The sequence below is a fragment of the Myroides sp. C15-4 genome (assembly GCF_050522745.1).
Taxonomy (GTDB): domain Bacteria; phylum Bacteroidota; class Bacteroidia; order Flavobacteriales; family Flavobacteriaceae; genus Flavobacterium.
Genome location: NZ_JBMVQX010000005.1, coordinates 73,608 through 87,303 on the forward strand (window position 1 = coordinate 73,608; position 13,696 = coordinate 87,303).

General features: G+C 37.7%; 11 protein-coding genes. 6 read left to right on the forward strand and 5 right to left on the reverse strand.

Annotation, left to right across the window (positions count from 1 at the left end):
• Positions 1-51 precede the first annotated feature (51 nt).
• On the forward strand, positions 52-951 hold the full coding sequence (locus ACPDHL_RS03780; RefSeq protein ID WP_430531469.1) for a glycoside hydrolase family 25 protein: 900 nt from the start codon (positions 52-54) through the stop codon (positions 949-951).
• Positions 952-956: 5 nt separating this feature from the next.
• Here ACPDHL_RS03780 and ACPDHL_RS03785 read toward each other — a convergent pair whose 3' ends face one another.
• Both ACPDHL_RS03785 and ACPDHL_RS03790 read right to left on the reverse strand, forming a co-directional pair.
• Positions 957-2,042 (reverse strand): ABC transporter permease, encoded by a 1,086-nt coding sequence (locus ACPDHL_RS03785; RefSeq protein WP_430531470.1) that lies wholly within the window; start codon positions 2,040-2,042, stop codon positions 957-959.
• 11 nt (positions 2,043-2,053) lie between these two features.
• Entirely contained in the window at positions 2,054-4,288 is a 2,235-nt protein-coding gene (locus ACPDHL_RS03790; protein WP_430531471.1) for a carboxy terminal-processing peptidase, read from the reverse strand.
• Between the two features lie 183 nt (positions 4,289-4,471).
• On the opposite strand from ACPDHL_RS03790, the gene surE reads away from it, so the two are divergent.
• The 5 genes from surE to ACPDHL_RS03815 all read left to right on the forward strand — a co-directional run bounded on the left by surE (position 4,472) and on the right by ACPDHL_RS03815 (position 9,341).
• Positions 4,472-5,242 carry a 5'/3'-nucleotidase SurE gene (gene surE / locus ACPDHL_RS03795; protein ID WP_430531472.1) on the forward strand — a complete coding sequence of 257 codons (771 nt, stop codon included), beginning with the start codon at positions 4,472-4,474 and terminating at the stop codon, positions 5,240-5,242.
• Positions 5,243-5,521: a hypothetical protein gene (locus ACPDHL_RS03800; RefSeq protein ID WP_430531473.1), complete on the forward strand. Its 279-nt coding sequence runs from the start codon at positions 5,243-5,245 to the stop codon at positions 5,519-5,521. It abuts the gene before it with no gap.
• Positions 5,522-6,634 carry a lipid-A-disaccharide synthase gene (lpxB, locus tag ACPDHL_RS03805; protein ID WP_430531474.1) on the forward strand — a complete coding sequence of 371 codons (1,113 nt, stop codon included), beginning with the start codon at positions 5,522-5,524 and terminating at the stop codon, positions 6,632-6,634.
• Positions 6,635-6,662: 28 nt separating this feature from the next.
• A complete protein-coding gene (locus ACPDHL_RS03810; RefSeq protein WP_430531475.1) occupies positions 6,663-7,268 on the forward strand; it encodes a C40 family peptidase in 606 nt (201 codons plus the stop codon).
• Between the two features lie 93 nt (positions 7,269-7,361).
• Positions 7,362-9,341 carry a ComEC/Rec2 family competence protein gene (locus tag ACPDHL_RS03815; protein WP_430531548.1) on the forward strand — a complete coding sequence of 660 codons (1,980 nt, stop codon included), beginning with the start codon at positions 7,362-7,364 and terminating at the stop codon, positions 9,339-9,341.
• 2 nt (positions 9,342-9,343) lie between these two features.
• Here ACPDHL_RS03815 and ACPDHL_RS03820 read toward each other — a convergent pair whose 3' ends face one another.
• From ACPDHL_RS03820 to ACPDHL_RS03830, 3 genes are all read right to left on the reverse strand, one after another.
• Positions 9,344-9,796: a thioredoxin family protein gene (locus ACPDHL_RS03820; RefSeq protein WP_430531476.1), complete on the reverse strand. Its 453-nt coding sequence runs from the start codon at positions 9,794-9,796 to the stop codon at positions 9,344-9,346.
• Positions 9,797-9,814: 18 nt separating this feature from the next.
• Entirely contained in the window at positions 9,815-11,923 is a 2,109-nt protein-coding gene (locus ACPDHL_RS03825) for a peptide MFS transporter (RefSeq protein ID WP_430531477.1), read from the reverse strand.
• 101 nt (positions 11,924-12,024) lie between these two features.
• On the reverse strand, positions 12,025-13,659 hold the full coding sequence (locus ACPDHL_RS03830) for an MFS transporter (protein ID WP_430531478.1): 1,635 nt from the start codon (positions 13,657-13,659) through the stop codon (positions 12,025-12,027).
• Positions 13,660-13,696 lie beyond the last annotated feature (37 nt).

Below are 13,696 nucleotides of genomic sequence, written 5' to 3' on the forward strand. Positions count from 1 at the left end.
TCTGTGAAGGTGTTTAAGTAAAATGCGTATTTTTGTTTTTTTATTATAAATATGGCTTCTACGAAATACGGAACAGGAAAAAACTCGCCAATTGCAGTTGTGAATAAAAGACAACCTGTCAAGCGAAAACCTGCTCCGAGACGACCAAAAAAGAAAAAGGGATCGACAACCTTCACACGCTTGAAGTGGATTTGTATTGTCGTAACCTTACTGGGAGCAGGAGTTTGGTTTGGGATTACCTTTCAAGAGGGAATTAAATATTTCTTTAGCGCTCAACGCAAGGAAGCAGATGAAAAATCTTTTTTTGACTTTAGGACGGTAGAAGTATTACAACGTCATTCCGATCGTATGATTGGTTTTGACGTATCTCATTATCAAGGGGTGATCGACTGGAAACTCGTGGATTCTGTTGCACAACATGCTCCGTTAGAATTTGTTTTCGTTCGTGCAACGATGGGCGATGACGGAAAAGATAAAGCCTTTGCAATAAACTGGAAAGGAGCACGCGCCAATCGCTTTATACGCGGCGCTTATCATTATTATCGTCCCGATGAAAATTCAAGCAAACAAGCCGAGAACTTTATTGCTACCGTGAAGCTCTCTGAAGGGGATTTTCCTCCTGTCTTAGATATTGAAGATTTACCCAAACAGCAATCCATGGAAAACCTAGTGTTAGGGCTCAAACGATGGATGGAAATTGTTGAGAAACACTACGGGGTTCAACCGATTTTGTATTCAGGAGAGCACTATTATACCACTCACCTGAAAAAATGGTTTCCCGACCACATTATTTGGATTGCGAATTACAACTTTTTTGTAGAGGAAATTAAGCCTGAATGGCATTTTTGGCAATTCACCGAAAAAGGCGTGGTGAAAGGAATTGATGGTAAAGTAGACTTAAATATTTACAACGGATCCAAATCAGATATTCGCCATATTCTCATGAAGTAAATACCTTATTTTCGCACGTCAAAGGCATCTCGAATGGCATTGCCCAGTTGAGTAAAACACATGACAATACTAAACATGGCTAATCCTGGTAACAGGGCTAAATAGGCTTTTCCCACTAGAATATAGTTGTAGTTTTCTTTGATCATAGCCCCCCAACTGGGTGTGGGAACTTGGGTGCCTATGCCTAAAAAGCTCAATCCACTTTCGACTAAAATAGCCGAGGCAAAGTTTGCTGCTGAGATTACGATGACTGGTGCCATACAGTTAGGTAAAATATGTTGGGTTACAATTCTATAATCAGAATAACCCAAGGCTCTTGCAGCTGTAATGTATTGTTGTTGTTTGACGCTAATAACTTGACCCCGAACAACACGAGCCACTTCTACCCACATGGTTAGTCCAACAGCAATAAAAACTTGCCAAAATCCTTTTCCTAAAGCCAAGGTGATGGCAATTACGAGTAGTAGGGTGGGAATAGACCAAAAGATATTGATCACCCACAAAATAAAAGCATCTATTTTGCCGCCATAATAGCCTGCAATAGCCCCCAAACTAATCCCAATAAGTAAAGAAATCGAAACGGCTATAAAACCGATAGAAATGGATACGCGAGACCCTAAAACCAAGCGGCTCAAATAATCTCTTCCTTGGCTATCTGTTCCCAACCAATACGTTTTTTGTTGGATTAACTGTGTTTGTTCTTGTGAAGTAAATGCAGCTAAGACTAGTTTTTTTTCCTGACTGCCGTCTTTTAATTCGGTATAAGGGGTATAAAAAAGAGTATCCGCTGTCATTCGATACTGACTAAGTGGAATCTGTTCTGTAACGTCTTTTCGACCAAACCAATATGCTGCTGCCGTTCTTTTTGCAGTATTGGGAAAAACCAATACAGGCGTACTAAAACCAGGATGCTTCGAACGAATAGCTAAATCACCCGCATTAGCGTGTTGCGATTGATCAGGAATTATAAAATAGGCAAATACACTGATTAAAATAAAGATGATGATCATCCAAAAACACAAAACGCCCCGAAAATCTTTTTTGAATTTTCGGAGCGCGATATTGGTGTTGCTATTTTTATTTCTAGCCATTAACTAGCTGATTATAGTTTTTTATCAGAAAATGTTTTCGTATTTGTTGGCGCTTTAGTCAGCTGCTGAATGTCTTTTAGAATGCGTATTCCTTCTTCAACATAAACATCACTGTTTAAGGATTCGTGCCATCTGTCTCTTTTTTGCTCTAAAATTGTATCGGTTTTTATGCGTTCAATTTCACTAGGCAAAGACATAAAAGTCAACTTGTTGTTGTACTTCGAAATGGCTTTGAATTTTTTTACTTTGGCGTCAACCTCTTTTTGTTTTTCTTCGTATTGTTTTAAGTTTAACGAAATTGATTTTTCATCTTTTCTTTCGTTGATCCACTGTGCATTTTCATCAATCAACTTAAACTGATCATTACCTGCAATTCTAGATTTACTTTTGTGGATGACAGCAGTAAAATCATTGTTGTATGGGGTATAGTTTGCGCGATCAATCTTATCCCACGGCATTGCGTTGTCCATGTCTCTTTCTCCCATATCGATGTAAGAATAGCGATCTGGTAAAATGATATCACTTAATACTCCTTCTCTTTGAGTAGAACCTCCATTGATTCGATAGAATTTCTGTAAGGTAATTTTCAATGCTCCTAAGTCGCCATATGGTTGTTTTTTCAACAACTCATTCAAGTCCACTAAGTTTTGAACGGTTCCCTTTCCATAGGTGTGTTTACTACCAATGATCAAGCCGCGTTTGTAATCCTGAATGGCCGCAGCAAAGATCTCAGAGGCAGAAGCAGAAAAGTTATTTACTAAAACTACAAGGGGACCATCCCATACGATAGGGGTTCCTTTGTCATCTAATACTTGTTGTTTTCCTCTTGATGATTTTACTTGTACCACAGGACCTTCTTTTGAGAATAGTCCAAGCATATCCACTACGGTTTGAAGGGATCCACCACCATTGTTTCTCAAGTCCATGATTATACCATTGACATTTTGTTTCTTCAATTCAATAATTTCTTTTTGAACATCCGTAAACGCATTGCGATTGTCTTTATTTTCAAAGTTGATGTAAAATTTTGGCAACTGGATAATTCCATAGCGATTTTCTCCATCCTCAATAACGCTTGATTTAGCGAAAGTTTCTTCAAATTCAATCACTTCACGGGTAATTGCTACGGTTTTGATTGTTCCTTCAATTTTCTTGATGGTCAAGTAAACGGTTGTTCCCTTTTTCCCTTTGATCAGTTTTACGACATTATCAATGCGAACACCAACAACATCAACAGGTTCTTCTTCTTTGTTTTGCGCTACTTTCAAGATAACATCACCTACTTCAATTTCTCTACCTCTTGCAGCAGGTCCACCAGGAACTAGTTCTGCGATTTCGACACCTTCTGTTTTCTTTCTCAAGACAGCACCAATCCCTTCAATACTCCCACTCATACTCGCGTCGAATTTCTCTTTATTCTCTGGAGCGTAATAGAAAGAATGCGGATCAAAGCGCTCTACAATAGAATTTAAATAGACATTAAACCAGTCCTTACGCTCTAAGTCCGTCACGACATCAAAGTATTCGTCATACGATTTTTTAGTTGTCTCACGAGCTTCTTTCTCTAATTGCTCAAAAGACTTGATTTCTTTTGGTTTGTCGTCTTTCTTATTCTTTGAAGGTTTCGTTTTTTCGATGGTATTACCATATTCGTCTGTTTCATCTTCCTCTTCTTCCACAATATCCTTGCCTTCTTGGATTTTGATATTATCCGTTAGCGTAGATAAGGTGTTCAATTTCATCTGCTTTCTCCAGCGATCTTTTAATTCTTCTGGTGTTTTAGCAAAAGTCATATTGTCGTAATCCGCGTCAAACGTTTCCATTTGTGTATAGTCAAAAGGATCTGCTAAAGCCTCGCTGTATAAAGCTTTGGCTTCATTCATTCGCTGGGTGATACGCTCATACGTTAAATCAAAAAAGGAAAGCTCTTTTAACTGAATCATATCGTCAATTAAAAGTTCATATTTACTAAACTCATCGATATCCGATTGAAGAAAATAACGCTTCATGGGATCAAGAGCCTTGATATATTCGGTATATACCTGTTGTGAAAAATTATCGTCTAACTTGGGTGGATCATAATGGGTGCGTTCCATTAAGTAGGTGACTAACTCCAATAAAAGTTGGTCTTTTTCTGGATCCTCCGTTTCCTTTTTAGATCTAAAACTCCATAAAGCTGCAGAAACTGCGAGTAGAAGTATAATGACCTTATAATTTCTTTTCATAAATGCCCCAATAGTATTCATTAAATAGTTTTGAACTAAAGTAGTTAAAAAAGTAGAGTAATTAAGAGGTAAGCCGATAATTATTTGTTAAATCACAAAATACGATACGAAGCCGCTGTGTATTACTGTTTAGAAAGTCTGAAATAACGAAAGGGATTACATAATAATTCTTACTTTTACGAAAGTAATTAAAAATTTGAGATGATGCAAAAACCATTAATACTTGTTACGAATGACGATGGTATTACAGCGCCAGGAATCCGTGCTTTGATTGAGGTGATGAAAGAAATAGGCGAAGTGGTTGTGGTAGCTCCTGACAGTGCACAATCTGGGATGGGGCACGCGGTTACAATTAACAATACACTAACGTTAGAACGCGTACACATAGACCCAGAATTAGAACATGAGTATGCGTGTTCGGGTACACCAGTAGATTGCGTGAAAATCGCTTTAGGACAAATCCTTGACCGCAAACCAGATCTATGTGTCTCTGGAATTAATCACGGATCAAATTCATCCATTAACGTGATCTATTCTGGGACAATGAGTGCGGCTTTAGAAGCGGGCATGAGTGGTATTCCTGCAATCGGATTTTCACTACTGGATTTTAGTTGGAATGCTGATTTCGATCAAATCCGTTCGTTTGTGAAAAAAATTACCCTGCAAGCCCTGGAAAATGGAATACCCAAAGAAGTGGTGTTGAATGTCAATTTCCCAAGGCTACAGACGGATGAAATCCAAGGAATCAAAGTATGTAGACAAGCGAAAGCCGTTTGGATTGAAGATTTTGATAAGAGAACAAGTCCCAACGGAAAAGAATACTACTGGTTAAAAGGAGAATTTGTCAACCAAGATAAAGGAGAAGATACCGATGAATGGGCTTTGAGAAATGGTTTTATTTCGATTGTTCCCGTTCACTTTGACTTAACAGCACATCACGCAATCAATAGAATTAACAATTGGGAATTAGTATAGATGGGAAAGAGGATTAAACATATACTACTGGGCTTTTTAATCGGTTCGATTTTAACCGTACTCGGAGCTGAACTTTATGTGAGGTTTTTTACAAACTATGATTTATTTAGCAATTTCGATTTAATCCGAAAAGCCGGCTTGTTAGGAAGGATTGTTGCTATTGGAAGTTTATTGAATCTGGGAATATTTACTTTTTTTATCAACCGCAGAGAGGATTATAAGGCCAGAGGCTGTATTTTTGCTGTTATTATTATTACGTTAATCACCCAGTTGTTGTAGATGAAATACTATATTATAGCAGGAGAAGCGTCCGGTGATTTACACGGCGCAAATTTGATGAAATCCATTTATGCCAAAGATCCTCAAGCGGAAATTCGCTTCTGGGGAGGTGATTTGATGCAAAAAGTGGGCGGAACATTGGTCAAACATTATAAAGAGTTAGCTTTTATGGGGTTTGTTGAAGTGGTCCAAAATCTTCGTACAATCCTAAAAAACATCTCTTTTTGTAAAAAAGATATTACCACTTTTGCACCAGACGTTTTGATCTTTATTGATTATCCTGGTTTTAATATGCGTATTGCGCAATGGGCCAAAATACAACGAATCCCTACCCATTATTATATCTCTCCTCAAATTTGGGCATGGAAGGAAAATCGCATCAAAGCCATTAAACGCGATGTGGATTTTATGTATGTAATCTTGCCTTTTGAGAAGGATTTCTACGAAAAGAAACACCATTATCCTGTCACCTTTGTAGGGCATCCCTTAATTGATGAAATTGAGGAATTCCGCAGTCGTGAAAAAGTTGATTTTCGCCAAAAATATCACTTGGATGAACGCCCAATTATTGCGTTATTACCTGGAAGTAGAAAGCAAGAGATTAAACGTCTTTTAGGTGAAATGCTTTCGGTAGTACAAAATCACCCCGAATATCAATTTGTTATTGCTGGAGCACCTGGACAAGAGCCTGAGTTTTATGCGCAATTTTTAAAAGGACAAAACATCTCCTTTATTACCAATGATACCTATGCTTTGTTGGATGTGGCTTATGCTGCTTTAGTAACTTCAGGAACAGCGACATTGGAAACGGCTTTGTTTAAGGTTCCTCAGGTTGTCTTATATAAAGGAAATACTATTTCATACGAGATCGCTAAGCGAATTATTACCTTAAAATACATTTCTTTGGTTAATTTAATCATGGATGAGGAGGTTGTTGTGGAACTGATTCAACATGATTGTAATGCGAAAAGAATCGCTTTAGAATTTGAAAAAATTGTCAAAAGTGAAAAAAGAGCCAAAATTTTGTTGGATTATGAAAAATTAATTCATAATTTAGGCGGTCGTGGGGCTAGTGATTTAGCCGCTGCGGAGATTATTAAAAATTCTAATTGAAAATCTACTATGTAAAAACCCATTTGCTATGAAAAATAAAACAGTACTTTCTTCCATTTTATTAGGTTTGAGCGTTATCTGCTCAAGTTATACGCATGCCGCAACAACAGATAAAGAGAACCCAGGTAAAAAGAAAGAAACACTTGTTTTAAAAGAGAGTAAAAAAACAGATGAGGAGATTAGAAATCAATTGGATTCGCTTTTAGAGGAAATGAGCACGACAAAAAATGCGGATGCTGAATTGTCTGATATGGTGTTGAGTACCGCTTTTGATTTTGAAGGGGTGCGTTATCGCTTTGGCGGAACAACACGTAGTGGACTTGATTGCTCAGGATTAGTTGTCAATGCTTTTAATGATACTTCTGTTAACCTACCAAGAAATTCGAGTGCTATGGCGAAAGTTGGAGATAAAGTCTCCAAAAACCAAGCGCAAAAAGGAGATTTGATTTTCTTTAGAACAGGTAGAGGACCTAGAATTAGTCATGTTGGCATTGTTACAGAAGTACTCGATGATGAAATTAAATTCATTCATTCTTCAACAACAAAAGGAGTAATTGTTTCTTCAACTAATGAAGATTACTATAAAAGAAGATTTGTTCAAATAAACCGAGTTTTGATGGATCAAAATATCTAAATCAAAGCTTCGACACAGCAGTGGAGAGAATTTTGATGTACTCAGTCAATGAGGCCATTAAAATTCTCTTTTTTGTTTTATGCTACTGCGGTTATGCTCGGTATAGGGTGTAAGCCGCATGTAAACATATGGATTATTCTAGCTGTCTTCTGCGCATCGATCCTATTGCTTGCTCTCAGTATTCGCTCTACGCGTACTTGGCTCTATCTATCGCGTGTCTTTTATTTTGTAGGCTTTCTTTTTTATTGCCTGTGTTTTTGTACCGGTTTTTTGGCAACTCAATTTGCAGATTGGCGCAGTCAATGGAATAACTATGCCGAGACTGTTGTGGATCACAAACCCTATGTAATTCAGTTTCGCGTAATAGAAAAGCAAAAAAGTCAAAGAAAACAACAACAGCTGGTGCTAGGTGAAAAATCGCGTTTTCTCGTTGAAATAGAAGCGATTGATTCGCAAGTAACCCAAGGGAAAGCTATTGTTTTGCTAGTTGATCACTCGACGACAGTAGAAAGTACTTGGACAACCGTTGGTTATTTTCAATCTTTCCGCTCGCCTGCCCATCGAGGACAACTTGATTATGGCATGTTGATGGAAGGTCGAGGCATTAGTAAGCAGCTGTATTGCAATCAAGTGTACAAGTTAGGAGAGGGGCGGGGATTTCATTTTCTCTTGTTTAAAATACGCGCAGGGCTACTCCAACGTATAGCATCCAATACCCAGATGACTCAACAGGCAAAAGCAATACTATTAGCTGTGTTACTAGGTGATCGTACTCAGTTAGATGAGAGTGTTGTGGCTTCATTTCAACAGCTGGGTGTGATGCATGTTTTAGCTATTTCTGGCTTGCATATTGGTATTCTGTATATTTTCTTAACCCAATTGACCTATGTTGTAAAACGAAGCTATCGCTCCCTTATTATTTTGGCCGTTTTGTGGTTATTTGTTTTTCTTTCAGGATGTACACCCTCTGTTTTTCGGGCTGTTTTTATGTTTTCCTTGTTAACTATTGCCAGCGCCTGCAGGCGTAAGCAAAGCACACTAGAGATTGTGGGGATTACGTTATTTCTGAGCTTGATTTTTTATCCTGATTGGCTGTTTGATGTGGGGTTTCAGTTGAGTTATGCTGCTGTCTTGGGGATTATTTGGTTAATGCCATTGTTTAAAAAGTTGTACACCTCTAATAAGGTAGTCAATTATTTTTTGGGATTGGTTTACGTCTCTTTTGTGGCTCAGTGTAGTGTGCTCCCTTTGCAGTTATACTATTTTCACTCCTTTTCACTAACCTTTTTGTTGAGTAATTTAGTAGTTGTTCCCTTGATTACCCTTTTGCTTATTTTGGGATTGTCTTTTTTGTGCTTTGGTTGGATGTTTGCTTGTGTTGAGGAATATTTAGGGTTGGCCATTACACATTTGATGCATTTTGTATTTTCGGTATTGGATCTATTGACTCAAGGAAATATTTCACGATCTGATTGCTATTTGACCCCAGTACAGCTGGCAGTACTTTTTGTTTGTTTCTTCTTATTGGGTATTTTGTTTTATCGTCCGAGTATCAAGCGAATTAAAGGGATCATCATTGTTTCTGTGCCGTTGGTGTTGCTTTGGGTATACCCGTTTATTTTCGAGAAGAAAGCAGCTGAATTTATCGTTGCTTCAACAAGCGCGAAGACAACACTGATGGTAGAATACCACAACGAAATCTTAACTCTTTTTAGTGATAGTGTAGTTGAGCCAACCGTTTTACAAGGGTATCGAAACTATTTTCAACCCAAAGAAATTAAGAATGCTAAGGGACAGGCTATTTATGCGATAGATGCGAATCGCTATCTGTTGGTTTTATCTCAATCAATGCCTTATTACGAGCTTTCCGGACGTTGTAATGTGCTGTACTTTCAAGAGAATTGTAAGGTAAATGGCAATCGTATTTTGGAGTGGCACCAACCACAATACGTCATTTTGGGAAAGGGTATGACTAAAGGATATAAGAAGCGTATTATGGAAAGTTGTCGAAAAAAAAATATCCCTTTTCACGATATGAGTGAAAAGGGATATTGGGTTTCTCAATTCTTTTGAGCTTATATTTTACTTAACAATTGATCTGCTTTATGATAGCCTACGATCGTTTGTTTAACGTTACTTTTTTCATCTAAGATAACCATAGTAGGATAACCCGGTACGCGCAAGAATAACGTTAATTCATGGGTAGCATTTCTTCCTTTTCTACTGGCATCATAGTTTGGGTTGCTGTATTTTTTACCATTGTAGGTAACGGTTTCATTTCCTTCTGCATTGAACTTAACAGCGTAGTAATTTTTAGTGATATATGCTACAAATTTAGCATCGGTAAAGGTATTACTATCTAACATTTTGCATGGGCCACACCAATCTGTATATACATCCATAAAGATAGGTTTTGGATCTTTCTTTTGTGCTGCTAAAGCGTCATTCAATGACATCCATTTGATTTCTTGTGCCTGTGTGGTTAATCCAACCAAAAGCAGGGCAAATAATAATACGATTTTTTTCATTTGTAATTAGGTTTGTTTTTATTTAACACCATGCATTAAGCGTTTCATAACTGGATTTAATGCAATGACCAAAATACCTGCTACAATAGGAACAATAGTAAAAATTAAGAAGAAGCCCGATAACGAGTATTTTTCTGTAATATTTTCAATTTGTCCTCCAAGTTTAGCTGCTAAGTTGTTTCCAATTGCAATAGCTAAATACCACATACCAAACATAAATGCAATCATCCTCGCAGGAACAAGCTTAGAAACATAAGAAAGCCCTACTGGTGAAGAGAATAACTCTCCTAAGGTATGAAATAAATACGCAAAAACAAGCCACATCATCGAAACTCTATTGCCTTCTGTGATTCCGTTTGCTCCATAGGCTAACACACCAAATCCTAAAGCCATGATGATTAAACCTAATCCATACTTGATAGAGGCTGGAGGGTTGTATTTTGAATCCCATAGTTTGGAAACCAAAGAAGCAAAGGCAATAATAAAGAAAGAGTTCAGAATAGAAAACCACGAAGCAGTAATTTCTACCTGATTGTCTTTGATTTCTTTAATTTCAGCTTGAACAATAGGTGCAGCTTCATTTTTAGATCCATAAGCAGCCACTAATTTTGCTTCCATTTCATCATCTAAAATATGGTAGGTTCCCAACTCCTCGTATATCTTAATTGAGGTACCCACTTCAAATTCTCCTCGATTGGAAATGATGGTATTTTGTTCGACGATTTTAGCTCCTTCATTCGCTTGGAAAGCGGCAGAAATAGGTTGATAGCTATACGTAGCCTGGTTATTCTCGTCGTATTTTGCTGTTCCATCTGCATTTAGTGCAGGTGTTTCTACCGTTTGGAAGTGTACTTGGTAGGCATGTGATGACCAATCACGGTCTAACATCCAGACCACTGCGCCCCAAACCCCTAAGAAGGTAAGACCTAATATAAGGTTGGATATCAAGGCTTTTTTATAGGTGCGCTTCGCTAAGATGATTAATACCCATGAAATTAAAGCCAGAGGAATAATTGTTAATAAGGTATTGAAAATCTTGAAGAGTAAAGCAGTATCTCCTGATAGCACTCGTTGTGTATTATCACGGGCGAAAATCACCAAAGAAGTTGCTCCTTGCTCAAAACTCATCCAGAAGAAAATAGTAAAGAAAGCAAAGATAATTACGGCAATCATTCGATCGCGTACTACTTTAGCATATCGCGCAATTCGCCAAATCACAAGGACTAAGAAAACGATTAAACCAAAGGCAATTCCTACGGTAGCTCCATCTTGTCCTAAAATAGTCTCTGGGAATAAGTTGATTCCCCCTACAATGCGGAATACATCGTCAAATGCATAGAGTAATCCAATAACAGTAACGATCGCAATGAGGATATAATCAATCGTTGTAAAAGGATTGCGTTTTAGTGAATCCTTTTCTTCAGGAGTCATATGTGTAGTATCAACCACTTCTTCTTTATCGCTTCTCACTTCTTTTGAAGGAACATCTCCAATATTGCCGAAGATCGGTTTAGCTAACCAGAATTGAAGCGTTCCTAATAGCATGAAGATTCCAGCTAATCCGAATCCCCAGTGCCATCCGACGCGTTCACCTAGATAACCACAAAGCATCATACCAAAGAAAGCTCCTGCGTTTACACCCATATAGAAGATGGTATAAGCACCATCTTTTTTCTCAGGGAAAGACTTGTACATTTCCGAAAGGATAGAAGTCATATTGGGCTTAAAGAATCCTGTTCCGATTACCAAACAAGCCAAACCAATATACATAAACGTTTCGCCTTCTAGTGCCATAGCAGCGTGTCCTAAGGTCATAATCAAAGAACCAACCACTACCGCCCATCGATACCCCATGTATTTATCCGCTAGAATACCCCCAAAAATAGGCGTAATATAAAGTAACATGGCATATGTTGCAAACAAAGCACCCGCATCTGCAACGTTCCAACCCCAACCGGTGTTGATTCCGATTACGGACATGGTTAAGAATTGAATTAATAAAACTCTCATTCCATAGAATGAAAATCGTTCCCACATCTCTGTAAAGAATAACACAAATAAACCAGCCGGATGTCCAAGCACTTTCGTGTCAAAAAAGTTCGGCTGCGTAGTCGAGCTTGTCTGCATAAATTGTTGTTTTTTAAATTGGTTGAGAAAGATAACCATTTTTATTTAGTAAAAAAGGCTATTTTTTTTGTTCTCAATAATTTTAGTAGAAAAATACTTGGTTATTTCTTATTTTCAATCGGTTTAATCACCAATTTGTCATAGATCATCAAGGTGATAACGGAGAATATACCAATTCCTACGATTACATACCAAATCTTATTTGGGTTGTACGTATTCCAAAGCATATCTACGATATCCCAATGCGACATGCCTAGTTTCTGTTCGGCTAAGGCAAAATATTCATTCTTAGAGAAAGGGAAGTGTACTTGGCTAATATCAATACTCTTAGCTATTGCAAAGTCTTTAAAAGATTGTATCACAGTAGGCCAATCTACAGATTCAGCTTTCAGATTGAATTGTTTTTCAAAAGCATTTATCGACATGTTTAGCGCTTTGGCTCCTTGTTCTATAAATTGTTCATGGCTGATTACTTCAGGCATGGGAACGTTGCGTGTTGCCATCTCTGTTTTTAATAGGGATAATTTGTCAGACCACGACTGGTATAGGTTTCCTGAGATGTAATCCGTAACAAAGTAACTTGCTGCTACAGGTAAGAAGTAAGTTCCTTGGTACAAGCCATCTTTTCCTTTAGGCGTGATTAATGAAATAAACGAAGATACGGTTGGACTTGACATCATCTCCCCAATAGAGAAAATCATCGTTCCTAAAATAGTGAAAAGCGGATTGTTGGTATAGAAGGTTAATCCAACTCCAATACTCGCAATAATAGCTCCGCGGATTACGGCATTGATATGACGCATTTTAGTTACGAAATAAGAAATAGTTACCTGACAGATGATAATCATAAACGAGTCAATATTGGTAAACCATTCGGGTTTCACTTGTCCATCTTGTGTCAATAAAGTTCCTAAGAAAGGTACATTTTCATTGATCCATTCACTTAATACCGCAGAGTTAACCCAGTCTTCGATAAAGTTTGGTAGTGTATTGAATAACTGATTAAACATGGTCCAAAACCCAATCATTAACAACAATAAAATACCTAAACGGACGTCTTTTAAAGCTTCAAAAATACCTAGTATAGAATCCTTAATAGCTTTTGCGATAGAGTCTTTTGGTTTTTCTATTTTTGATTCTTTATAGAAAAAAAGTACGACGATTAAATTAATGGCGATTACTACAGCCGCTTGGATGAAGATGATATTCCAACCATACGTAGTGCGCAATCCCGATGACATGGCAGGTCCAATAAACCCACCGATGTTTACCATCATGTAAAAGATACCGAAACCTAAGGTGCCCGTCGATTCATCGGTGTTACTTGCGATAATGGCTGATGCTACCGGTTTAAAGAAAGCTGCTCCTACTGCAACTAATAAAAAGGCAGCATAGACATTGGAGAACGCAGTTACTTCCCCAAGAAGGTAATAACCAGCAATCATGATAACAAAGGAAATAATCAATGAAATTTTATAGCCGATACGGTCAGCAATAACGCCAAAAAATAAAGGTAAGAAGTATAGGATTCCTACTACGCCTCCCATAATACTTCCTTTTTGCACGTGGTCAAATCCCAATCCTCCCGTGTCGGTTGATCCAACTAAGTAAAGACCTAAAAGAGTATAGATTCCGTACCAAGCCCAACGTTCCATAAGCTCCATAAAACTGGCAATCCAGAAATTTTTATTGAACGATCGCAAGGTCTGTCCAAAGGTTTTATTATTTTGTGACATGATAATAAAAGGTTGTTAAAATTAAGGAGTGTAATTT